At 71.7% G+C, this 22,343-nt stretch carries 27 protein-coding genes; 15 read left to right on the forward strand and 12 right to left on the reverse strand.

The features are described 5' to 3' along the window. Window positions 1-175 precede the first annotated feature (175 nt). The 3 genes from BMZ92_RS35730 to BMZ92_RS35740 all read right to left on the reverse strand — a co-directional run bounded on the left by BMZ92_RS35730 (window position 176) and on the right by BMZ92_RS35740 (window position 1,358). Window positions 176-409 (reverse strand): hypothetical protein, encoded by a 234-nt coding sequence (locus BMZ92_RS35730; protein WP_091517078.1) that lies wholly within the window; start codon window positions 407-409, stop codon window positions 176-178. A gap of 191 nt (window positions 410-600) precedes the next feature. Beyond that, on the reverse strand, window positions 601-1,038 hold the full coding sequence (locus BMZ92_RS35735) for a DUF6292 family protein (RefSeq protein ID WP_177229024.1): 438 nt from the start codon (window positions 1,036-1,038) through the stop codon (window positions 601-603). After that, the gene (locus BMZ92_RS35740; protein ID WP_143250021.1) at window positions 1,035-1,358 is read right to left on the reverse strand and encodes a hypothetical protein; all 324 of its coding nucleotides are present in this window, start codon (window positions 1,356-1,358) and stop codon (window positions 1,035-1,037) included. Before BMZ92_RS35740 ends, BMZ92_RS35735 begins: the two co-directional genes overlap by 4 nt. 354 nt (window positions 1,359-1,712) lie before the next feature. Here BMZ92_RS35740 and BMZ92_RS35745 point away from each other — a divergent pair, with 354 nt between their 5' ends. From BMZ92_RS35745 to BMZ92_RS35770, 6 genes are all read left to right on the forward strand, one after another. Then, window positions 1,713-2,084, forward strand: coding sequence for a uracil-DNA glycosylase family protein (locus BMZ92_RS35745; protein WP_091517081.1), 372 nt, complete (start codon window positions 1,713-1,715; stop codon window positions 2,082-2,084). A 120-nt stretch (window positions 2,085-2,204) separates the two neighbouring features. Beyond that, window positions 2,205-2,810 (forward strand): TetR/AcrR family transcriptional regulator, encoded by a 606-nt coding sequence (locus tag BMZ92_RS35750; protein ID WP_245783450.1) that lies wholly within the window; start codon window positions 2,205-2,207, stop codon window positions 2,808-2,810. Between the two features lie 313 nt (window positions 2,811-3,123). Beyond that, window positions 3,124-3,558 carry a DUF5709 domain-containing protein gene (locus tag BMZ92_RS35755; protein WP_091517083.1) on the forward strand — a complete coding sequence of 145 codons (435 nt, stop codon included), beginning with the start codon at window positions 3,124-3,126 and terminating at the stop codon, window positions 3,556-3,558. 29 nt (window positions 3,559-3,587) lie between these two features. Then, complete coding sequence (locus tag BMZ92_RS35760; RefSeq protein WP_091517085.1) at window positions 3,588-4,196, forward strand: sulfite oxidase-like oxidoreductase; 609 nt, start codon at window positions 3,588-3,590, stop codon at window positions 4,194-4,196. Further along, complete coding sequence (locus tag BMZ92_RS35765) at window positions 4,196-4,894, forward strand: FAD-binding oxidoreductase (RefSeq protein WP_177229025.1); 699 nt, start codon at window positions 4,196-4,198, stop codon at window positions 4,892-4,894. Before BMZ92_RS35760 ends, BMZ92_RS35765 begins: the two co-directional genes overlap by 1 nt. 44 nt (window positions 4,895-4,938) lie before the next feature. Beyond that, the gene (locus BMZ92_RS35770) at window positions 4,939-5,856 is read left to right on the forward strand and encodes an NADP-dependent oxidoreductase (protein ID WP_091517088.1); all 918 of its coding nucleotides are present in this window, start codon (window positions 4,939-4,941) and stop codon (window positions 5,854-5,856) included. A gap of 92 nt (window positions 5,857-5,948) precedes the next feature. Here BMZ92_RS35770 and BMZ92_RS35775 read toward each other — a convergent pair whose 3' ends face one another. From BMZ92_RS35775 to BMZ92_RS37725, 8 genes are all read right to left on the reverse strand, one after another. Next, entirely contained in the window at window positions 5,949-6,557 is a 609-nt protein-coding gene (locus tag BMZ92_RS35775) for a TetR/AcrR family transcriptional regulator (protein ID WP_091517090.1), read from the reverse strand. 545 nt (window positions 6,558-7,102) lie between these two features. Then, window positions 7,103-7,264, reverse strand: coding sequence for an acyltransferase domain-containing protein (locus BMZ92_RS38925; RefSeq protein ID WP_143250026.1), 162 nt, complete (start codon window positions 7,262-7,264; stop codon window positions 7,103-7,105). 465 nt (window positions 7,265-7,729) lie between these two features. Beyond that, window positions 7,730-8,743: an LLM class flavin-dependent oxidoreductase gene (locus BMZ92_RS35785; RefSeq protein WP_091517093.1), complete on the reverse strand. Its 1,014-nt coding sequence runs from the start codon at window positions 8,741-8,743 to the stop codon at window positions 7,730-7,732. 63 nt (window positions 8,744-8,806) lie between these two features. Further along, window positions 8,807-9,733: a T3SS effector HopA1 family protein gene (locus tag BMZ92_RS35790; RefSeq protein WP_143250022.1), complete on the reverse strand. Its 927-nt coding sequence runs from the start codon at window positions 9,731-9,733 to the stop codon at window positions 8,807-8,809. A gap of 7 nt (window positions 9,734-9,740) precedes the next feature. Then, window positions 9,741-10,817, reverse strand: a complete 1,077-nt coding sequence (lxmK, locus tag BMZ92_RS35795) for a class V lanthionine synthetase subunit LxmK (RefSeq protein ID WP_091517096.1) — start codon at window positions 10,815-10,817, stop codon at window positions 9,741-9,743. Between the two features lie 48 nt (window positions 10,818-10,865). Beyond that, the gene (locus BMZ92_RS35800; RefSeq protein WP_091517097.1) at window positions 10,866-11,054 is read right to left on the reverse strand and encodes a hypothetical protein; all 189 of its coding nucleotides are present in this window, start codon (window positions 11,052-11,054) and stop codon (window positions 10,866-10,868) included. Between the two features lie 107 nt (window positions 11,055-11,161). After that, window positions 11,162-11,347 (reverse strand): hypothetical protein, encoded by a 186-nt coding sequence (locus BMZ92_RS35805; RefSeq protein ID WP_091517099.1) that lies wholly within the window; start codon window positions 11,345-11,347, stop codon window positions 11,162-11,164. Window positions 11,348-11,391: 44 nt separating this feature from the next. After that, entirely contained in the window at window positions 11,392-11,565 is a 174-nt protein-coding gene (locus BMZ92_RS37725) for a hypothetical protein (RefSeq protein ID WP_177229026.1), read from the reverse strand. A gap of 465 nt (window positions 11,566-12,030) precedes the next feature. Between BMZ92_RS37725 and mpaB the strand changes: the two genes are divergently transcribed. Genes mpaB through BMZ92_RS35850 form a run of 9 tightly spaced genes read left to right on the forward strand, consistent with a single transcriptional unit; the run spans window position 12,031 to window position 21,220 of the window. Beyond that, the gene (mpaB, locus tag BMZ92_RS35810; RefSeq protein WP_143250023.1) at window positions 12,031-13,050 is read left to right on the forward strand and encodes a daptide biosynthesis RiPP recognition protein; all 1,020 of its coding nucleotides are present in this window, start codon (window positions 12,031-12,033) and stop codon (window positions 13,048-13,050) included. Beyond that, window positions 13,047-13,832 carry a daptide-type RiPP biosynthesis methyltransferase gene (mpaM, locus tag BMZ92_RS35815; protein ID WP_091517102.1) on the forward strand — a complete coding sequence of 262 codons (786 nt, stop codon included), beginning with the start codon at window positions 13,047-13,049 and terminating at the stop codon, window positions 13,830-13,832. Before mpaB ends, mpaM begins: the two co-directional genes overlap by 4 nt. After that, complete coding sequence (mpaD, locus tag BMZ92_RS35820) at window positions 13,822-15,087, forward strand: daptide-type RiPP biosynthesis aminotransferase (RefSeq protein WP_091517115.1); 1,266 nt, start codon at window positions 13,822-13,824, stop codon at window positions 15,085-15,087. The genes mpaM and mpaD overlap by 11 nt, the downstream gene beginning before the upstream one ends. Then, entirely contained in the window at window positions 15,084-16,205 is a 1,122-nt protein-coding gene (gene mpaC, locus BMZ92_RS35825) for a daptide-type RiPP biosynthesis dehydogenase (protein WP_091517103.1), read from the forward strand. Before mpaD ends, mpaC begins: the two co-directional genes overlap by 4 nt. After that, entirely contained in the window at window positions 16,198-17,415 is a 1,218-nt protein-coding gene (locus BMZ92_RS35830) for a YcaO-like family protein (RefSeq protein WP_143250024.1), read from the forward strand. The genes mpaC and BMZ92_RS35830 overlap by 8 nt, the downstream gene beginning before the upstream one ends. A gap of 12 nt (window positions 17,416-17,427) precedes the next feature. After that, on the forward strand, window positions 17,428-19,074 hold the full coding sequence (gene mpaP / locus BMZ92_RS35835) for a daptide biosynthesis intramembrane metalloprotease (protein ID WP_143250025.1): 1,647 nt from the start codon (window positions 17,428-17,430) through the stop codon (window positions 19,072-19,074). 7 nt (window positions 19,075-19,081) lie between these two features. Beyond that, window positions 19,082-19,810, forward strand: a complete 729-nt coding sequence (locus tag BMZ92_RS35840) for an ABC transporter ATP-binding protein (RefSeq protein ID WP_091517108.1) — start codon at window positions 19,082-19,084, stop codon at window positions 19,808-19,810. After that, window positions 19,803-20,537: a hypothetical protein gene (locus BMZ92_RS35845; protein ID WP_091517109.1), complete on the forward strand. Its 735-nt coding sequence runs from the start codon at window positions 19,803-19,805 to the stop codon at window positions 20,535-20,537. Before BMZ92_RS35840 ends, BMZ92_RS35845 begins: the two co-directional genes overlap by 8 nt. Beyond that, a complete protein-coding gene (locus BMZ92_RS35850; protein WP_091517111.1) occupies window positions 20,534-21,220 on the forward strand; it encodes a hypothetical protein in 687 nt (228 codons plus the stop codon). The genes BMZ92_RS35845 and BMZ92_RS35850 overlap by 4 nt, the downstream gene beginning before the upstream one ends. 5 nt (window positions 21,221-21,225) lie before the next feature. On the opposite strand, the gene BMZ92_RS35855 is transcribed toward BMZ92_RS35850, so the two are convergent. Further along, complete coding sequence (locus BMZ92_RS35855; RefSeq protein WP_091517112.1) at window positions 21,226-22,197, reverse strand: IS481 family transposase; 972 nt, start codon at window positions 22,195-22,197, stop codon at window positions 21,226-21,228. Window positions 22,198-22,343 lie beyond the last annotated feature (146 nt).

Raw genomic sequence — 22,343 nt, forward strand, 5'->3', positions numbered from 1 at the left:
TTCGAGCTGCACTACCCGCACATGGTCGAGCGCCTGCACAGCGAGGGTGAGATCACCTTCACCGGTAAGCCGAAGGCGCACGAGGGCGCCAAGGCGCCGTCCCAGCTGCTGACCGAAGCGGTGATCCCGGGAGACCACTCGACGGACAACGCGAGCGAGCAGTGACCTCGACCGGTCAGCCGAGGTCGTCGCCGCCGAACTCGCGGATCGCGCGCACCAGGGCTTCGTGATCACACGAGCAGGCCCGGCACGACTTCAGGTGCGCGGCCAGCCCGGGGAAAACCTCTTCGGGGTGCCCACCGGCGGCGGTCAGCTCGGCGTAGGCGGGGAGTCCGTCGAGGGCGAGGTCGCACCCGATGTCCCGCGGATCGATCCGGAGGAACTCGTTCAGTGCGTCCCAGTCGCTCATGCCTTACCTCGAGGGTTTCGAGCCGCGGTCTTGGACGTTAGCACCTGATCTTCCGCGGTTCTTACGCACCGGACCACCCGGCTCACGAGAAGGAGGCGAAAATGCCGAGGACACAGCGCCACGCGCGGCTCACCGGCGAGGGGCCCGTCAGCGGGCCCGGGCGGAAGAGGCGACCCGGCTGACATCGCCACTCACCGGGGCCACTGCCAATCGTCGGGCCGGTAGCGCCGCAGCCCGTCCAGCAGCACCGCTTCGCCGTCGTGGAGCACCGGCGCGACCGGCACGGCGGGAACGTCGCCGCGCCACACGGCGGCGAGGAACCGGGCCAGGCGCTGCGGGCCGGGCACCAGTTCGCCGCCGAGGTAGGCGACCACGAGCAGGTCCTGCCCGGAGTCGTGCTCGACCACGGCCGCCCAGCCGTGCCGTTCGTCCCAGAGCAGGGCGACGTCCCGGCCCGGATACCGCGGTAGTCGCGTGTCCAGCGCGATGTAGGCGGACGCGGGGTTGCCGAAATCGGCCGCGCAGGATTCCACGCCCACGCCCACGGCGGTGCTCACCGCCGCGAGGTAGGCCGGAAGACGATGATGGAGGACGAGTTCGCGCTCGTGCCCGTTGGTCCGGGAGATCACCGGCGTGACGTCGATCTGTCGAGCGGGACACCCCACGCGGCGATCAGCGACGACGGGCAGGCGACGATCCGGAACCGGTAGCGGTACTGCGCGGTGCGAGCCGCGTCGTGGTGCTTCCGGAGGGCCAGTGCCGCGTACGGGCCGAGTCCGGTGCAGCCGGTCAGGTCGACGGTGACGATCCCGCGGCAGACGGCCGTCGCGAAGTCGAGCTCGGCGCAGAGCCGCTCGACGGCGGACGGCGCGGTGAGGCGGCCGGTGACCAGGATGGCGATCGAGCCGTCGGCGACCGCGATCTTGAAGGGCTCCTTGGGCAAGCTCACGAGCACGTTGTCCCCTCCCTGCGGGTGATGGCTAGTTGGTGGCCGCCGGCGCCCGCCTCTTACCGCTGCCGCAAGGATTCGGCGGGGCACATCAGCGCGCGATCCGGTCCACGACCGGACGAAGTGGACGTCCGGGTGGGCTGACCGCCTGAATGGACGATATAGTCCAGTTTGAGGTATAGTCCGGCTCGGCTCGGGCGAGGTGCCCCCGAGCTTCCCGACGACGGAACCCGGAGTGCAGTTGGCAGACGTTTTGCGCGCGGTCATCGACGAGCTGACGGCGGACCCCGCCAACGCGTGGGCCCGGGACATCGGCTACCGGCCCGTGTGGGCCAGGTCGCCGTCGCGCGAGTCGTGAACACCGGCCAGGCGCCGGGGTGGCAGCCCCAGGGGAGCGGGATCCCGTGGGGCGACGCGAGCGGCGTCCGGTTTCGCTCGTGGCTCGGTGTCCGCGACGAGGAGTTCTACGATCCCGGGCTGTTCGCCATCGCGCCGATGGACTTCTACCTCCCGGGTAAGGGCAGGACGGGCGACCTGCCGCCGCGCCGGCACTTCGCGCCGCGGTGGCACCCCCGGATCCTGGCCGGGATGCCCGGCGTCGCCCTCCGCGTGCTCATCGGGGCGTACGCGCAGCGGTGCTACCTCGCGGCCAGGAACACGTGGTTCGAGGCCGAGGTGGTCCTCGCGTCGGCCCGCCGGGTTCCGCTCGCGCTGGGCCACGGGTAGCCAGCCGGGGAAGTGGTCTGGAAGGTCCGTCTTCCGCTGCGCACGGGCCCCCGACCTGGGCTCGGCGCCCGATCGGCGCCGGTGCGATACTGTGGTGCCGTGGTGGAACCGGAGAGTTCTGTGAGGCCGGTCCGGCGGACGGCGCGTGGTGAGGCGACCCGCGCGCGCATCCTGCGGGCCGCTGTCGACCTGATGACGGTGAAAGGGGTGGCCGCCACCACGCTCGACGACGTCCGCGCGGCGAGCAGCACCAGCAAGTCGCAGCTCTACCACCACTACCCCGACAAGGACGCCTTGGTCCAGGACGTGATCGAGTACCAGGCCGAAGAGGTGCTGACCGCCCAGGGGGAGCAGCTGCGGCGGCTCAACTCGATCCGTGGGCTGGAGCGCTGGCGGGACGCGATCGTCCAGCGCAGCGCACTGCGCAACGGGGCCTACGGTTGCCGCCTGGGCTCGCTCGCGAGCGAGCTCTCGGACCAGAACGAGCGGGCGCGGTCGGCGCTGGCTGGCCATTTCGAGACCTGGCGCGGCCTGCTCGCCGAGGGCCTGCGGCGGATGCGGGACTCCGGCAAGCTGCGGCCCGACGCCGACCCCGAACGGCTCGCCATCGGCCTGCTGGGTGCCCTGCAGGGCGGGTATCTGCTCGCGCAGACGGAGCACGACGTCAAGCCGATGCGCATTGCGCTCGACATGGCCATCGACCACATCCGGAGCTACCAGCCCTGAACTCCGCCCCACGGCGGGAACTACGTCGGGCCGCGGAGCGCACCATGGTGCCGGTCGCGACGGGCCCGCAGGATTGCGCACGTCGCCGTGCCCGCCGAACGCGCCGGGCGGCAAGACCTGAAACCGGACGTCGCCCGCTCCGGAGTCGAACGCGTCCACCTCAGTGGACTGTATCGTCCAAGCCCGATCAAGCAGATCGTGGCTGTCAGTGCGCTGCTGTCTGACCTCGCCGAATACTCTCAATGGTGGACTAAATAGTCCACGCAGGCTAGGGTTGCCGGATACGAGGCGCCGGATCGAATGCGAGAACCCCATGAGTGACGACTCCGACGAGTACGACGGCGGTTTCGACCTGGACAACGGTCTGCTGGAACCCGAGGACAGCCTCGTGGACCGCGGCGTGGCGGACGTGCTGGACGAGGGCTACTCGCCGCCGGACCGCCCCATCGCGGTCTTCGACTGGGGCACCACGGCGCGGGAGGCCGCCGGCCACGAAGAACTCGGCAAACGGCTCGCCGAAGAGCTGCCCGACGTCTTCGCCGACGTGGACCAGGGTGACGGACTCGGTGACGCGTCCGACACCGACGGCGAACTGTACGACGACCAGGTCGGCGTGGTGCGGGCCGGGCGGCTGGTCGAGGACCCGGGCGCGGACGAGGTGTACCCCTACCTGTTCGCCTCCGACGTGGGGTTGGACGGTGCCGCGCAGTCCGCCGAAGAAGCGGCCGTCCACATCGTCGGCGAATGACCGCCGAAACACCGGAAAGGCAGAGACAGATGGTGATCACCAGAGGCTTCGCCGGGCGCGGGCGCGCGGGCCAGGACCCCCGGCTGCCACCCGGGCAGTACGACGCGGGCAACAGCTGGCCGGTCCTGCACGCGGAAGCGACGCCGTCGATCGACACTGCGACGTGGACCTTCACCATCGACGGCCTCGTGGACACGCCGACCACCTGGACGTGGGACGAGATCCACGCGCTCCCGGGCGACCGGTACGAAGGCGCGATCCACTGCGTGACGACGTGGTCCAAGTTCGGCATGACGTTCGACGGCGTCTCCATCGACACCCTGCTCGACGTCACCGGTGTGCGCGACGACGCGGCCTACGTCCTGGCGCGGTCGCACACCGGTTACACCACGAACCTGCCGATCGAGGACGTGGTCGACGGCCGGGCCTGGGTGGTGTGGGACGTCGACGGCGCACCGCTGGAGGACGTCCACGGCGGCCCGGCCCGGCTGCTGGTGCCGCACCTGTACTTCTGGAAGAGCGCGAAATGGGTGTCCGGGCTGAAGTTCCTGGCCGAGGACCAGCAGGGCTTCTGGGAACGCAACGGCTACCACGACCACGGCGACCCGTGGCTCGAGCAGCGTTACCAGGGCGACTGATGGCCACGGCGTCGTCCTGGCAGACCGGCGTCGTGACCGCGATCGGCGAGGAGACCCCGCACGCGAAGACGTTCCGGCTGCGGCTTGCGGAACCCCGGACGCACCGGGCCGGACAGTTCTACGTCGTCCGGCTGACCGCCCCGGACGGCTACCACGCCCAGCGGGACTACTCGGTTGCCAGTGCGCCCGGCGGCGAGCACATCGAGCTCACGGTCGAGAAGCTGCCGGACGGTGAGGTGTCGGCGTTCCTGCACGACGTGGTCGAAGTCGGTGACACGTTGCAGGTTCGTGGCCCCATCGGCAGGTTCTTCTCCTGGGACGGCATCGCGCCGATCCTGGGCGTCGCCGGGGGCTCCGGGGTCGTCCCGCTCATGTCCATGCTGCGGCTGGCCCGGGGTTCGGGCCGCGCCGGCCTGATGCGGCTGGTCGTGTCCGTTCGATCACCCGAAGACCTTTACTACGCGGACGAAATCACCGGTCCGGAGACCACCGTCGTCTACACCCGCCAGAACTCCGCGGGTGCTTCCCGGCCTGCGGGCCGTCTGACGGCCGGTGACCTCCGGCCGCTGGCCGAGGCTGACCGCGACGTCTACGTCTGCGGTTCGCAAGGGTTCTGCGACGCGGCGACCGGTCTGCTCGCCGACGTCGGAGTCGAGGCGAAGCGGATCCGCGTGAGCCGGTTCGGGCCGACCGGCTGAGCCGGTCGTCGTGGCTGAGACCGATCGAGGCAGGAAGGTGCCGGATGAAGGCGATCGTGGTGACGGACCGGGCTGCGGGAACGGCCGGGATGACGGTGGCGGAGCGGCCGCGACCGGAGGCGGCGGGCAACGACGTCCTCGTCGAGGTGCACGCGTCGGGTTTCACCCCGGGTGAGCTGACGTGGCCCTCGGCGTGGGTCGATCGGCTCGGCAGGGACCGGACGCCGTCGGTGCCCGGGCACGAGCTGGCCGGCGTGGTCAGCGCGCTCGGGTACGGCACGCGGGGGTTGTCGGTGGGGCAGCGGGTATTCGGGCTGACCGACTGGACCCGTGACGGCACGTTGGCGGAGTACGCGGCCGTCGAGGCGCGGAACCTGGCGCCGTTGCCGGGTGACGTGGACTTCACGGTCGGGGCGAGCCTGCCGATCTCGGGTCTGACGGCGTGGCAGGGGCTGTTCCTACACGGCCGCGCCGAGGCGGGGCAGAGCGTCCTGGTGCACGGGGTGGCCGGCGGGGTCGGTTCGATGGTCGCGCAGCTCGCGCGCGAGGCGGGCGCGTACGTCATCGGCACCGGGCGCGCGGCCGACCGTCAAGCGGCGTTCGGCTTCGGGGCGCGGGAGTTCGTCGACCTCGAACACGACTCGCTGGACGAGGTCGGCGGAGTAGACCTGGTCTTCGACGTCTTCGGCGGGGACATCCAGAAGCGTTCCGCGGGCCTGGTCCGGGCCGGGGGAACGCTGGTGACGATCGCCGGCCCGCCGGAGGCGCGGCCGGCCGACGGCTTGGCGGTCGACTTCGTCGTCGAAGCGGACCGCGGTCAGTTGGGCGAGATCGTCCGGCGGGTCCGCGAGGGCCGGTTGGGGCCGAACATCGGAAAGGTCGCGGCGATCGAGGACGCCGTCGCCGCCTTCAACCCGGCGGAGCGGGTCAACGGCAAGACGATCATCCGCGTTCGTCCGTAGGGGGCCGGCTCCGGCGGAACCTGGGTGAGAGGCGGAGTCGCGTCACCGTTTGCGTGTCGACGCGACCCGGCGGACATGGACCATATCGTCCATTACGGTGCGTGGGCGCGAACCTGGTCGAACGCCATCGCCAGCGTCGCACGCAATTGGTCGGCGTCCTGGGTGAGGTGCGCCAGCAGGTGACCTCCTTGCAGGGCGGCGATGAGGCCGATGGCGAGTTTCTCGGGGTCCGCGCCCCGGTTGAGTTCACCGGTGGCCTGCAGGCGCGACAAGGCCGAGGCCAGCAACGTCTTCCACTGGGAGAACGCCTTGGCGAGCGCGCGGTGCCCCCGATCGTGGCGGTCGGCGAGGAGGTGGATCAGAGAACCGAGCGCGCGGCCGGCCGCCGGCGTGGGCGGATCGAACAGCCACTGTTCCAGGTCGTCGAGGCACTGAACCGCGTCCAGGCGCGGACGCTGAGCCTGGAGTACGGCGTCCAGCTGGGCCGACACGATCGCTTCCGTGATCGCGTCGGGGTCGGGGAACAACTGCTCGAGTTCCGCCCGGCTCACCCCGGCGGCGGCTTGGATGTGCGCCGAACTGAGCGAGCTGACGCCGTGGCGCACGAGCAGGGCGGTCGCTGCGGCCACGACGCGTGCACGGGAATCCGGCTCCGAGGGGTCCAGACGCGGGTCGGGTCCGTCGTTCCAGTCGGCCGTCATGGCTCGCACAGTAGTCGTTCGGACTCTGGCCGGATGCACCAGCCCCGGCCAAAAATGGACCGTATAGTCCCTAATTGAGGGTTGCGGTGCCGTGGTCTGGTCCCCGGTCCGGGAAAGGTCTTGACCATCGGATTGAACTGCTTCGAGCACGCGAACGAGAGCGGTACCGCGGCTCCGCCCGAGCCCGCGGTGTTCACCAAGCGTCGCCGTGCCACGTCACGAGACCCGACTGCACTGACTGTTCACGAGCACAGAAGACTTGATGCCACTACACCGGATGAACCTCGTCACCATCGGGGTTCCGGACGTCTCGGCCACGACGGCGTACTACGAGGAGTTCGGTCTCCGTTCGAGCTCGGGCGGATGGCTCGAGACCACCGACGGTGGTGCGCAACTGCGGCTCGTGGAGGCGCCGACACGACGGCTGGTCGGTCTCGACACCGGGGTCGGCGATCCGGACGACGTCGCCCGGATCGCCGCGTCGCCGCGGTCGCTCGGGGTCGAGGCCGTGGTGTCCGATCAGGCCGTTCGCGCCACGGAACCCGTCACCGGTGGCGTGGTGACGGCCTCGGTGACTCCGCACCTGCAGCAAGGTCGTCGCCGAGCCGGTCGCGTACAACGCGGTCGAAGGCGGCCGCGAAGTCCGCCGATCCCTCGTACAGCTCCTTGCCCATGCCCGCCCACTGCGATCCCTGTCCGGAGAACAGGAAGGGCGCCCGAACGGCCTCACCCGTGAGGACCTGAGCGCCGGCTCTTCACCCGCCGACATCTTGAGTCCGGTCACCAGCTCGTCACCGCTGCCGAGCACGACCGCCCGGCCTCCAGTTTCGCGCGGCCGCGCGCCAGCGCGCCGCCGATCTCCGCGCTGGTGTAGCCCGTTTCGGCCGACGCCGGTGCGCGGGTCGAGGTCAGGAGTTCCGGCGGTCGGCCCAGTCTTCGGGTAGCTGGCCGGGGGCTACGGAGAGCACGGGTCCGATGTCCTGGCATTGCTGGCATCGGACGAGACCGGTTCTCGCGCGGACCACCGGCTGTGCCACCCAGGTGCGAAGCTTCCCCTGGTGCTGACACACGGTCAGCCCGGCTCGGCACAGGAGTTCGAGAACGTCATCGGACGCTGGCCGTTCGCTCGCCCATGGCGGTTCCGCGAGGAAGAAGCCCAGCCGTCAAGCGGGTCACATCGCCCCTGCCTGAAGACCTGGTGAGGCCCGGCGATGCGGAGAAACGCCCATCGCCAGTGCGGACAGGAGGAACTCCAGCTCCCGCACCGCGACCAGCCCGCCGCGGTCCTGGCCCACGGCACTGAGGTTGAGCACCACCTCGTCCACCCCCGCGGTCCGGTACGCGTCCAGGCCTTCGACCAGTTCGGGCACGCTGCCGCTGAGGAACACCCCGCCGTCGACGAGAGCACGGGCGCCCGCCGCAGGGTCGTCGGCCGACACCGGGACCCCGGCGCGATTGAGCATGTCCACGTAGTGCGGCGAGACCAGATGGGCGCCGCACACGGACAGCGCGAGCGCCACCGGATCCCGCCGCGGCTTGCGTTCGGCCAGGTGCGCCACCGAAACCACGTGCGGCGCGGGACGGCCGGCCTCCTCCGCCGCCCGGCGGATCTCCGGCACGAGGACGTCCTTCAGGTACCCCGGTGGGCACAGCCACGTGATCGCCACGTCGGCCAGCTGCCCGGCCAGCCGCGCCATCGCCGGGCGCAGCACCCCCACCCCCAGCGAGACGGGCGGGTGCGGCATCGGCGGCAGCGAGTTGCCCAGTGTCACGTACTCGCCGTCGAGGACGACCAGTTCACCCGCGAGTAGGCCGCGCACCGCCATCAGGTACTCCCGCACGGCGGTGAGCGGACTGCGGTAACGCGACCCGAGCAGGGCCTGCTGGAACGCGGCGGGTCCCGGACCGTACCCGGCGACCAGGGGATGACCGGTGAGCAGGGCGAGCGACCGCGCCTGCAGCGCCGCCTCGTACGGGTGGCGCAGCGGCATCAGCGTGACACTCGTGCCCACCGGCACCCTGATGCCCAGTCCAGCACAGTAGGCGAGCAACTGGTGCGGTTCGAGCGTGAGCGACTGGCCGAGCCACAGCCGCGCGCCGGAGGAGCGGCGCACGAGTTCGGCCACGGGCGCGATCTGCTCGACCCGCGCGGGCAGGTAGGGCACGTGCACGGAAAACTGGGGCATGGGTCAGCCGTTCTGGTCGGTCCGGTGGTGGCGTGTGGTGTCGCGACGACGGGCGAGCCTGGTTCAGCCGTCCTGGCCGAGGTTCCTGGCCGGGTTGGCGGGGTCGATCCGCGCGGCGCGGAACGCGGGCACAATGGCCTCCTCCGGAGGCTGCCCGGTCTCGGCGGCGTCGAGGAGCGCCTTGGCGAGCACGCGGCTGCGGTGCTGCCCGAAGCTGAGCCCGGACAGCCCGAAGCGGGTGTCCACGGGTTCCCACGCCGTCGCGACGCCGGGTGCGATCCGCTCCGCGAACACCGACGTCTCCGGCCCGATCCCCGGCAGCTCCCGCACCGCGGCCGCCACGAGCCGGGCCGCGCCGGTGTGGTCCGCGGGCAGGTACACCACGAGTGCGTCCCGGCGCGGGTACTGGCCCGACCTGGCCAGCACCTTCGCCTGGTAGGCGACGTCCGCCGCCTCCAGCGCGGTCAGCACCGCCCGCCACACACCGGGTGCGCTTCCCGGATCGGCGACGTGGACGTAGACCCGCAGGGGCGGACCGGTGAAATCCGGCGCACGGGAGCCGGTGACGAACTGGAACCCCGGCGACAGGCACGGCCGCACGGGCGGCAGCAGCAACCGGACCGGTTCGTCCGCCGGAACCGGGTCGCCGTCGAGCGCCTCCCTCGGCAGCCACACCAGCACGCCGCTCAACTCCACCAGCAGGCGGTCCCGGTCGTCCCTCCGCAGGACGCCGGTGACTGGGGTGCGGGCGTGCGGAACCACCCCGGCCAGCACCTGTTCCAGCGGGCGATCCCGCTTCAGCTGCGCCTTGTCGGCGGGATCGGTGGACAGCCCGGCGTGGAACACTGCGTAGATGCGCTCAGCGAGCCTGGGTTCCAGCTCGCCCCGCCGCGGCGCCTCGACCTCCTCGTCCGCGACCACCGCCCGGCACGCGGCCGGGTCGACCCGCACGCGTGACAACACGTCCCCGAGGGGAACCTCCGTGCTCACCACGGCTTCAGCCCTCCAGCCCGAGGATTGTCGTGAATCGCTCCGGCGCCGCCAGGATCGTCTTCGCCAGCCGGAACAGGGTGTGTCCCGAACCGTCGAGCCGGGGCCGGAACTGCGCGTCGGTGAGCATCCGCAACAGCAGGTGCCGGCAGGCGTACCGGACGGCTCGCGGGGCCAGCCCGGCCGACAGCACCGGCTGCGCGGTGCGGTAGGCATCCCAGAACGCCTCCACCGTCGGCCGCGCCGCCCGCCACGGCCGCCAGTTCGGGGTGAGCGCGATCGTCGGCACCGGGACGGCGCGCCCCGAGCCGTTCCCCGCCCGGTCGCCGAGGAACCCAAGCACCACGTGGTGCAGCCACTCGCCGAGGAAGTCCCCGACGTCACGCGCCGGATCACCCAGCCCGAACGCCTCCCAGTCGATGAGGTGCAGCGTGCCGTCCGCGATCAGGAACTGGTCGAGGCACACGTCGCCGTGCACTGGCACGCGCGGTGCCTCCTCGGACTCCCGCTCCAGTGCCGTCAGTGCCCGGGTGACCCCGGGGTCCGGCTGCAGCAGCCGCCATGCTTCCAGCTGTGCCGCGCTGGCCTCGTAGAACACCTCCGCGGACAGAGCCGACAGCGAGTACTGGCGGGGCAGCGGGGGCAACGACTCTTCGAGTTCAGCGAGCCTGGCGGGCCGCACGGCGTGCAGCGCGCCCACCGCCGCTCCGGCCTGCGCCCCCAGTTCCTGGTCGAAAGCGCCGTCACGGGCGAGTTCCCGTCCGTCGCGGGCGCCGTCGAGGCAGTCGAAGACCTGGATCGCGGCCTGTTCGTCCTGGCCGAGCAGTGTGGTCGTGCGCAGCGCGGACGGCGGCGCGCCGGTGTGGATCCGGTAGAAGGCGGCGGTGCGCCGCACGCAGTGGGCCACCTCGACGGCGGAGCCCACGATCGTCTTGACGAAGATCCGCCTGCCCCCGGCCGTCCGGCCGAGCCAGTTGTCGTTGCGACCGCTCGTGGCCTCGGCGGTGGTCCAGTCGAACCCCCCGAGCCCCAGCCGGTCGAGCAGCGAGTCGACCCCGCTGCCGTCGTACGTCCTCGTTGGCACGTGGTGCCGGCCCTTCCCCCTGACCTCCCCCCGGCCGGTTACCGCCCGTCAGTCCCCCGGGCGGTTGCGCACGAACAGCACCCCGATCCCGATGATGGCCACGGCGGCGACCACCAGCAGTGCGGTGCTGAGCCAGGCCAGGCTCCTGCTGGCGATGGCAATGGGAACCAGCGCGATCGCGACGACCAGATATGCGAGGAGGTTCTTGTTTTTCGTATTTTTGTTGTCGTTGGCCATGCCCGTATCCTATCGGATTACCGTGGCGGCCACCATGTGCGCTCGGGTGTGCACCCCGGAAACAAATTGTCGGAAATGTTTCCGGGATGCACCTCGACGGCCGCGAACTAGGTCGCGATAATCAGACTGCTGACCGCCGCGGAAGCGGAGACGCTCTGCAGGAAACTCGAGAGATCCGGCGTCGCTACGCTTTCCAGTTCGGTGATCGACAGATCGATCGAGCCGAGCCCGCCCACGGACAACTCGTTCGCGCCGAGTTCGCTGACCGACAGGTCGAGCCGCGTGTCGCGCATGTGTTCACCTCCTCCCGGACGAGCCGGTGCTGCGGACGGCGGGGTCACGTGATCAGGATGACGCTGGCCGCGATGCTGAGGCTGATGGCACCGCCCAGCGAGGCGTCGCACGCGTTCGGGTCGACGTTGCCCCCGCAGTTGCCGCCGAGGCCGACCATGACCTCCAGCTCCTGCACCGACAGGTCCAGACCAGTGGCGGTCTCCTCCGTCGTGTTCATGTATTCACCCCCTTTCCGCGATCGTGGAAAGCGGGCGGCGGGCCACGCGAAAAAGCAGGCACTTCAGAATCGTGATTTCCGGCGGAAGCGGTGTGCACCCACGCTCCGCCGAGAATTCCCCCATGCCCCCAGTAGCACGTAGCGGATTCTCGAACAGCCGCCCAGCGAGGGAAGACGTTAACTTGCGGCGGAAATGGCAACAACCGAGATCGACGAAAAGTGATCTAGATCACAACTCGGCAGTTCCGGTTGTCGGGCCTGCCCGAACGGACCTACGGTGAGCGAGCTGAATTGGGGGATTCTTGCCGAGAAATCTTCGTGCGTTTGCCGGCCGCCTTTCGCCGTCGGCCGCACCCGCCTGAAACTCCGCCACGCGCCGTGGCCGGGCACCGCACCGGGAGCACCGGGGCGGCCGGAACCCGTGCCGCCGTGTGGCGTGCCGACCATCCGGAGGACCTGACAACCATGAACGAGCAAGACACCACCGCCGCGCGGGATGCACTGGCCGCGGTGGTCCGGCTGAGCAGCGGCCTGGTGCCGTGGCAGGGCAGTCACGGCCCGGTCGTGTTCCTCGAATCGGCCGGGCACCTGGAGTTCGGGCTGGGGCTGCGAGGCGCGGAAGGCGTCGTGTTCAGCCCCGGCGACCCGGGGACCGAGGAGGGCGTGCTCGGGTACGAGGGCGGCCTGGCTGAGCCGGGTGACGAGTTCCTCGCCGCCGACACGCTGTTCGTCTACACCCAGGACTACCTGGCCACGCCATTCCTCGCCGTGGCGGGGCCGACGATCGTGCGGATCGGCAGCGCGGCCGACTACTCCGGTTTCCTGGAGGACGCCGACCTGGCCAGGGCGAAGGGCACCTTCGTCGAGCAGCTGCTGCACCCCGGGGTCTTCCTGGCCGACCAGTGCGCACTCGGCAGCGCGCACCCGTGCCCGGGTACCTACCGCCTCCACGTCAGCGCGTCGGGCGAGGTGCGCACCGCGCCGGGCGGTCGCGTGCTCGGGACGGTCACGTCGCAGGTTCCGTTCGACGCCGGAGACGAACCCTGCCTCGCCGAGGTCGTCGAGCCGGAGGTGCTGCGGCGCGAGCGTGCCCGGCGGCCCTGGTTGTCCCGCTACCTGCGGGCCGTCGAGGTGCTGCGGGACCTGCGGGCCGCTGGGCGCCACGGTTACACGGTGTCGGGGTTCGGCCACCGGCTCACCCCGGGCCTGCCGGTGGAGCTCGACGAGCCGGCGGACGCGCCGCTGCTGCTGTGGAACGACGAGGAGCACCTGGTCTGCGACCTGGTGCGGGAGCGGGTCTTCCGGGTCGGCGCGGACGCGGCGAAGCTCGTCGAGCTGCTCCTCACCGGTGGCTCACCCGCCCGCGCCTGCGAGCTGGCGGCCACCCACCTCGGGCTCGACGCGGCGACCACGGCCGACGCGCTGGACGTGCTCACCGGGAAGCTGGCCGGTACCGCGCTGCCCGTTACCGGAGCCGCGGCATGATCGCGCCACCGGGCACCGCCGGGCGGCTCGCCGAGCTGTACGGCCTGCGCCCGCGACCGCTGTACGGCCCCGAAGGCAGCGCGGTCTACGACGCGATGTGCCGCCACGACGCCACGGAGTTGCCGGACGTGCTCCGCCTCGCGCAGGGCGCTCCCGGTCCCGTGCTGGAGCTGGCCTGCGGATCCGGCAGGCTCACCCTGCCACTGGCCGCGCGTGGTCACGAGGTCGTGGCGCTGGACAGCTCGGCCCCGCTGCTGGCCCTGCTCAAGTCGCGGATCCGGGACGAGCGCATCGACGTCGTCGAGTGCGACATGGCGGAGTTCGCCTTCGACCGGTCGTTCGGGCTGATCGTGCTGGCCGCCTCGTCGGTGTGCCTGCTCGACGCCGGGCAGCGGGCGGAGACGTTCCGACGGATCGCCGCACACCTCGCGCCCGGCGGCCGGTGCTACGTGAGCGTGCTCGACCTGGCCGGTGAGCTGACCACCGGGCCGCGCCCGCGGGAGCGGGTCACGGTGCTCGTCGACGACGCCACGGTGCTGACCCTGCACCAGCACTTCGACGGCCGCCGCGCGGTCCGGACCACCAGCCTGTTCACCGAAGCGGTGCCGGACGGTGCGCGGGCGCTGTTCACCAGTGAGGTCGCGATGGTGGGCTCGGCGGAACTGGCCCGCGAGCTCGCCGCGGCCGGGATGGTGGTCCAGGACGTGCACCGCGGCGCGCCGGGTGAGCAGGTGCGGGTCCAGCTGGTCTGCGGGCTCGCGGGTGGTGGCGATGACCGGTAGCGGTCTGGTGCGGCCCGCCCCGGTTGCCGCCGGGAAGCGGACGCGTTATCCGGTGTGGGAGTCGCTGATCCCGCCGAGCCAGTACGGCAGCCCGGAGCGGCACGCCGTCGGTGCGCGGGGCACCCGCGTGCGGTTCGCCGACGGACGGTGGGCTTTGTGTGCCACCAGCGGGCTGTGGAACGTCAACCTCGGCTACGGCAACCAGGCGATCGCCGACGCCGTGGCCCGGTCGCTGGCCGAGGCGTCGTACCTGACGTTGTTCCGCGGCGGCCACAGCCTCGCGGTGCGGGCGGCACGTGCCCTGCTGGAGCTGTGCGGTCCGGACCACTTCGGCCGCGTCCTGTTCTCCACCTCGGGCGGCGCCGCCAACGACGTGGTGATGAAGCTGGTCCGGCACCACCAAGCGCTGCTCGGGGACGAGCGGCGCCGGGTCGTGGTCGGGCTCCGGGGCAGCTACCACGGGCTGACCTACGGCAGTTTCGGTCTCACCGGCGAGGATCTCGGGCAGCGGACCTACGGCGTCGACCAGCGCGCGGTGCGGCACGTCAGCCACGAGGACGAGACGGAACTGGCCGCGCTGCTGGCGAGGGAGGGCCACCGGATCGCCGCGGTGGTGCTCGAACCCGTGCTGGGGTCCGGTGCGCATCCGGTGTCGCCACGGCTGATCGCCGCACTCGGCCCGCTGCGCGAGCGCCACGGCTTCCTGCTCGTCGCCGACGAAGTCGCCACCGGCTTCGGCCGCACCGGCGAACTCTTCGCGTCGCAGTCCTGGCCGGTGCGGCCCGACGTGCTCATCACGTCGAAGGGCCTGACCAACGGCACCTGCGCCGCCTCGGCGATCGTCGTCTCCCACGACGTGTGCGAGGTGTTCGAGCGAGCGGACTCGGTGCTGGTGCACGGGGAGACCCAGGCCGGCAGCCCGAGCAGCTGTGCCGCGGTGCTGGCCACGATCGAGGAGCTGGCCAGGCTGGACGGCTGCGCGAAAGCGCGGGAGAACAGCGTGCGGCTCGACGGCCTGCTCGACCGGCTGTCGGCACATCCACTGGTCCGCGGGCACCGGGGCACCGGCTGTTTCCGGGCGATCGAGCTGACGGGGCGGTCGGCCGAGGTGGTGGCTGCCGCGCGGGCGGCCGGGCTGATCGTGCAGCCGGGGCCCGACTGCGTCCAGCTCGTGCCCGCGCTCACCTACACGGCCGAGGACTTCGAGGAGCTGGAGACCCTGCTGATCCGTGCGCTGGACGAGGTGGCCGGATGATCCTGCGGCAACTGGGCACGCCGACCACCGTGCAGGCCGGGCCAGGAGCGTGGGCCGGACTCCGCCGCTCGCTCGGCGACCGGGCGCTCGTGCTCGCCGACGCCAGGGTCCCGCTCGACGTGCCCGCGGTCCGCGTTGACGCCGGGCGGACGGGGCTCGCGGCGGTGCGTGAGGTGGCCGGGCTGCTCACCGAGCGGGCCCCACGGCTCGTCGTCGGCATCGGCGGCGGCGCTGTGCTCGACCTGGTCAAGCTCGCCTGCCTGCTGCACGCCCAGCCGGCGGCGGCGGACCTGCTGGGCACGTGGGGCACGCGGGCCGGGGCGATTCCCCTGTCCGCACCGGCGAAAAGCCCGGTGCGCCGCGTGCTCGTGCCGACCACGGTCGGCACCGGAGCCGAGGTCAGCCCGGTCGCGTGCGTACGCATCGGCGACTCCCACCGCATCGTCGCCGCTCCGGCGCTGCGGCCGGACCTCGCGGTGCTCGACCCGGAGCTGACCGCCACCCTGCCGGGCCATCTGGTCCGGGAGGGCGTGCTGGAGGCCCTGCTCCGGGTCGCCGGGCCCGTGGTCGGCAGTGAGCACCGCGGGGGGTTGCCCGACGCCGAGGCCGCCCTGCTGGTCCGCGAGCTGGTGGCGGTGGGCGACCGCGTCGCGGACGGCGACGTCGGCCCGGACGCCCGTCTGGCCGTCGCGACGCTCAGCGCCGCGACGCACACTGGCTGGGCCCTCAGCGGCCGCGAGCCCTACGCCGCCCGGCACTGGTACCTGGCGAACGAACTGGCCACGGTGCTCGGGGTGCGCAAGATGGTTGCCACCGCGTGCCTGCTCCCGGCGGTGTGGCGCCGCGTCTCGCTCGGCGACACGCGGTACGGCCACGCGGCAGGGCTCGCCGGGCTGGGCCGGTGGCTCGGCGTGCCCGATCCGGTGCGCGGTCTGGAAGAGCTGCTGGACCGCTGGCGGATCGACCACACCGTGGCAGCGGCGCCCGAGGCGCTCCAGGACGCCGCGGAGCGCGCCGTGCGCTCCTGGGGCGGCCGGTTCCCGATGCTGGCCGGGCTCACCGTCGCGGACGTGGCCGGGCTGTACGCCGAGGCGACGGGGGTGGCCTGCCTTGCTTGACCTCATCAGGACGCTGGACCCGGCGAACGGGCTGGCGCGGCAGTGGCGCGTGTCGCCGCCTCCGGTCACGGACCCTCCACTGTGGAGTCTCGCGGTGGACATCGGTGGTCTCGCCGTCCGCGGCCGCACGGAGGAGGACTACCCCGTGCACACCGTCGGCGCCTACGGCGTGAGCCGGACGGACACGATGAGCCGTGCCGCCGGGGAGGCGGTGGAACGGTTCGCGCTCTTCCCACGTGAGCACGGCCCCGAGGCGAGGACCGCCACCGCGGCGGAACTCGGCGAGCACGCCTTCGACTTCGCCCGGTACCGCCTGGGCGATCCCGCCGCCGCCGGCGAGCGCCTGCGCTGGTACCGCGGGCGCTGGCTGGACACCGGGCAGCCGGTGTGGCTGCCGGCCGGGTTGGTGGACTACCCGGTGGCGGAGGAGTGGTTCGACCCGACGCCGTCGGGAGCGGCGGCCGGTCCCAGCGAGGAGTTCGCGTTGCGCGCGGCCATGCTGGAGCTGATCGAGCGGGACGCAGTGGGGATCGCCTGGGCCGCCGAGCTGACGCTCCAGGAGTACGACGTGGAGGCCGAGCTGGCGCTCGCCCGGCCCGGCGCCGACTGGCGGCACCTGGCCCGGCTGCACCGGTGGGCACTCAACCACGGGCTGCGGCCCCGGCTGCTGCGTGTCCCGGGGCCGCCCGGGCTGCACTGCGTACTGGCCGCTGTCCTGGACGGGCCGTCACTCGGCGCGGTCGGCGCGAAGGCACACCCCGATCCGGGACGGGCGCTGCTGGTCGCACTGCAGGAGTCACTGCAGATCAGGGACGCCCTGCGCAAGCTCCGCGCGGGCTGGGGCGGGGGCGTGCCGGAGGTGGTCCGCGACGACCTCGACCGGGCCAGGCTGTGGCTGACCGAACCGGCGGCGGCCGAACTCGCCCGGCGCCTGCGGGACCTGCCGCCCGTGCCGCCCGGCGCACCGGCTCCGGAGCCGGTGGACCTGCTGTCCACTGTGGTCCGTGACGGGGGCAGGCCGGCCGTGGTCGACCTGACCGGGCGGCTGCCCGAAGCGCACCGGGTGATGGGCTGGCACGCGGTGAAGGTGGTGGTCGCCGGGTACCAGGCGCTGCGCATGGACGAGCGGTGCGAGTTCACCTGGCAGCGGGAACGGCTGGTGCGCGCCGGTGCCCGGACGCCGAACCCGTTCCCGCATCCGCTGATCTGACCTGGGGGAGCTGTGACGGAAGTGCGGGCACCAGCCGTGGGACACCTGCGCGGACCCCGGCTCGCGCCGGAGGTCGTGGTGCACCCGCCGATGGCCGAGGGCGCCCCGTGGATCGTGGAACGGCACGGCGGTAACCCGCTGCGCGTCAGCGCCGACGTCGGTGCTCTGCTGTCCGAACTGGACGGTGACCGGGACGCCGGTGCGCTCGCGGTGGCACTGGGCGAACGCTGGACTCCGGCGCTCGTGACGGAGGCGCTCACGAAGTTCGGCGGACTCGGGCTGCTGCACGTGCCTGGCACGCCGCCACCCCGGCCGGAGCGCCGGTTCGTGGCGCACTCCTGGACGGTGCTGCAGTTGCGGCTCGTCCGGGCCACCCAGGTGCTGGCGCCGGTCCGGCCCTTGCTGATCCGGCTGTCCGGCCGTGCCGTCTCGCTCGCGGTGGCCGCCGTGTTCGCCGCCGGAGTGGTCGCGCTGGCCGTGCAGCACGCTGCGGTCGGCGAGGCGCTGGGGCGACCGCTGCCGATGGGCGCGGTGGTGGCGATCTGGCTCGGCCTCGGCGCGAGCACGGTCGTGCACGAACTCGGGCACGGCGCGACGCTGACCCATTTCCGGGGCAATCCTGGCTGGTTCGGCATCATGCTCTTCTACCTGACCCCGGCCTGCTTCTGCGAGGTCACCGATGGCTGGCGGCTGGCGAAGCCGCGGCAGCGCGTCGTCGTCGCGCTGGCCGGGGTCGCCACGCAGGCCGTAATCGGCAGCGTCGCGGCACTGCTCGCGCTCGCGCTGCCCGCGGGCGACGGCAGGGTGGCGCTGATCGGGTTCGCGCTCTCGACCTTCGTCGCCGCCGCGCTGAACCTCGCCCCGTGGGTCAAGCTCGACGGCTACCTGGCGCTGATGTCCGCTTTGGACACCCCGTTGCTACGGGAGAAGGCGATGGCCGACGCGCGGAACTGGTTGTCGCGCCTGCTGTTCGGCCTGCCGTCACGGCGTCGGCTGCCCGGCAGGCGCTGGGTGGTGCCGTACGGGCTGCTGTGCCTGGTGTTCCCAGCAGTCGTGCTCACGCTCGCGATCGGGCGCTGGGGACAGGAACTGCGTGGCCTCGGCCCGGCCGGTTCGGTCATCCGGCTGCTACTGGTCGCGTTCCTGGTCTGCTGGCTCGCCCGGCGCGCGTACCTGGGGCTGCGCGACGCGAGGCGCGCCGGCGCCCGCCTCGGCCGCATGGCGGGAGCGGTGGCGCTGATCGCCGCCGTGCTGGCGCTGCCACTGGGGCTCGTCCGGTTGCCGGAAAACGTGCGTGCCGGATACGTGCGGGACGCCGACGGTGTGCACCTGGTCGTGCCCACCGGGGCGGACCTCGGCCCGGTACACGCTGGAGATCCGGTCGTGTTGCAGCGCAAGGGGTTGCTGTTGACCACCCGGCTCGGCACGGCCGAGGTCGGTGCCGGGGCGCCGGTGCCCGCACGGGTGCCGGCGGGCGCGCTGCTGCCGTTCCGCTCGGCGGGCACGGCCGACGCGGTCCTGGTGCCGTTGACGGACGTGCGCGGCACCGGCTTCGACGAGACGGGTAGCGCCGTGCTGCCCGGAGCCAGCCGGCCGCTCGCCGCGTGGCTGGTGCGGGAACAGGTGACATCCGTGTGGCAGGACATCTTCGGGGGGTAGCGAAACGATGACGACAGCGGTGGAGTTCCGCGAGTTCACCAAGCGGTACGGCGGGGTGACCGCCGTGAGCGGGCTCAGCTTCGAGGTGCCCGTCGGCCGGATCGTCGGGCTGGTCGGCCCGAACGGCGCAGGCAAGAGCACCTCGCTGCGCGGGCTGCTCGGGCTGCTGCGGCCCACGTCGGGGTCGGCCACGGTGTTCGGGCAGCTCTACGGGCAGCTCGACGCGCCGGCCAGGCGGGTGGGCGCGCACCTGGACGGCGTCGGGTTCGAGCCCGGCATCACCGGGCGGCGGCACCTGGAGATCTGCGCGACCGCGGCCGGGGTGCCGCGCCGCCGGGTGGACGTGGTGCTGGAGCAGGTCGGACTGGCCGGCGCGGCGCGGCGGCGGGTCGGCAGGTACTCGACGGGCATGAAGCAGCGGCTGGGGCTGGCCACCGCGTTGATCGGCGAGCCCGAACTGCTGGTGCTCGACGAACCCGCCAACGGGCTCGACCCGGAGGGCATCCGCTGGCTGCGGACGTTCCTGCGGTCCTACAGCCGCGACGGCGGCACGGTGCTGCTGTCCAGCCACCAGCTCGCCGAGCTGGCCCAGACCGTCGACGAGGTCGTGGTCATCAAGGGGCGCACCGTTTTCGCCGGGTCGCTGGATGAACTCACCGACGGTGGCGCGCACGATCTGGAGGACCGCTACTTCGAGCTGGTCAGCACCGGCGGGGAGCGGGTGCGCGATGCGTGAGGCACTGCGGGTGGAACTGCTCAAGGCCCGTAGCGGCGTGTGGATGCCCGCAGTGCTCGCCTACGCGCTGGTGCTGCCGTTCTGCGCCTGGCTGTTCACCGGCAAGGGACTCGTCCGTCCCGGCACGGACGCGGCCGGTGCGACGGAGGCCATGCTCGTCTTCCTGGTCACCTGCCCGATGGCGGCGACGTTCCTCGGCGGTTTCCTGGTGACCAGGGAGTACTACTACAGGTCCGTGGCAAGGGCGGTGCTGCTCAACCGCAGGGCGCACGTGTTCGTCGCCAAGCTCGTGGCGGGTGTCGCCGGCGGGGTCGCGGTCGGCGTGGTCGGCGCCGCGGGGTGGGCAGCCTTCAGCGCGTACACCCTGCACGGGCGGGGGCAGGTGCTCGAACTGGGCGGGGAGAGCTGGGGACGGCTCCTCGGCTGTGTGGCGGCGTGCGCGGTGGCCGGCCCGCTCGGGGTGGCCGTCGGCTGGCTCGTGCGCAACTACTACGCGGCGGCCGCGGTTTCGCTGTTGCCCGCCTTCGGCGTGGAGCTGCCGCTCGTGCTGTCCAGGCCGGACGTCGCGCGTTTCCTGCCCGACACCGCACTGGCCGGGATCGCGCGCGTGCAGCAGGAGTTTCCCGGCATCCTGACCGCCGTACCGAGCCTGCTCGTCGCCCTGCTGTGGCTGGGTGTCGCGGCGTTCGCGGCGTGGCGCGCCTTCGCCAGGAGGGAGTTGCGATGACGGCACGGCTGCTGCGGGCCGAGCTGATGCGCCTGCCCGCCGATCACGTGTTGCTCGGGTTCGTGGCGATGGCGGTCGTGCTCGCGGCCGCGCTCGCCCTCGGCACGTCGAGCGATCTGACTTCGGGGCTGGCACAGGTCGAGATGGTCGCGATGCTCTACGGCACGCTGCGTTTCGGCACCGACAACCGGAACGGCGTCGTCGCACGCTCGATCCTGCTGGGGCGGCGCGGGGCCGTGCTGGTCGCGAGGGGACTGGTGGCGGCGCTGGGCGGTGCGGTGATCGGCGTGGTCGGCGGCGTCTGCACGGCGGTCACGACCGGTCTCGTGAGCGGACGGGCGCCGGGAGCGGACGAACTGCTGCCCGCGCTGCCCGACGCGGTGCTGGCGGCGGCGGTGAGCGCGGTGCTCGGCCTCTGCTTCGGCGTGGTGGTGCGGAACTACTTCCTCGCACCGGTGGCGGCCTTCCTGGTGCACGTGGGTTCCGCGGTGCTGTTGGAGTCCGTCCCGGTGCTCGGCCAGGCCCTGCCCTTCGGTGCGACGATGTCCCTGGTCTCGCCGTCTGCCGTGCCGGCCGGTTTGCTGCCGCACCCGCTCGCGGCGGTGGTGCTGCTCATGTGGCTCGCCCTGGCCGGCGGGTGCACCTGGCAGGTTCTGGCCGTACGTGACGTGGGGCAGGCCTAGTTGTGCTACTGACGCTGGTCGTTGACAGGCTGGGTGTTGGTTTGGGTCTTCTGTAGGAGCCTCTCATACGGGGTCTGGCCGCCCAGGCCACCGTGAGGGCGGTGGTAGTTGTAGTAGTCCTCCCATTCCTTGAGCTTGTCGTTGAACACCGCGAGGTCGCCGAGGACGACGCCGTCGAGCAGGCGGTAGAACTCCTCAGCGTCGATGCGGTGTGAGCGCTCGACCTTGCCGTTGAGCCGTGGGGTTGCGGGGCGGATGTAGACGTGGCCGATGCCCTGGTCGAGCAGGTGCCAGTGGAACGCCGACTGGAACTCGGCCCCGTTGTCGGTCTGGATCTTCTCGACCTGAAACGGCAGCCTGGACAGCACATAGTCCAGGAACTGGATCGCGGTTTTCTGGTCAGACCGCGGGTAAATTTTCAGGATCCGCAGCCGTGTGCAGTCATCGATCGCGGTGTACTGGTAGTAGCGCTTCTTTCGGCCGGCGTCGGTGGTGATCGGTTCGACGAACTTGACGTCGATCTGCAACTGGTGACCGGGGCGCTGCTTCTCGTAACGCTTCCAGCGCTGCTGATGGCGCTTGTAGCGCTGAGAGGCCGGCAGCCGGCTCATGCCCAGGCGTTTGAGGATGCGATAGATCGTGGAGGCGCTGATCTCCTGGTCGTGGTAGCGACGCAGGTACATGCTGATCTTCAGCGGGCCGAAGTGATAATGCCGCCGCAGGTGGATGATCTTCTCGACCACCTGCGGGTGAGTGATGGTCGGGCAGTGCAGCGGCGCACTGGAGCGGTCCTTCAGACCGTCGATGCCCTCGTCTTCGTAGCGGTGTTTCCACCGGTAGAACACGGTGCGGCTGATGCCGTAATACCGGCAGGTCGCCGCGACATTGCCACTGATCTCCTCCGCGTGACGAAGAACGGCCAGGCGCCGGTTGGCGCGCCTGACCAGGTCCTTCTCACTCCACACTCGCTCAGCCATGGGGCCTCCCTTGATCAGGAGCCCAGCCTGTCAACAACCTCCGTCAGTTTTACAACTCGTTTCATAATGAAGTCGGCAGCTTGCGGTAGCAGATGAGGACGCAGGCCAGGTGCATGAGGCCAAGGTGGATGTCGGCTCGGCGTTCC

The organism is Amycolatopsis sacchari, from assembly GCF_900114035.1.
In the GTDB taxonomy this organism is placed as follows: domain Bacteria; phylum Actinomycetota; class Actinomycetes; order Mycobacteriales; family Pseudonocardiaceae; genus Amycolatopsis_E; species Amycolatopsis_E sacchari.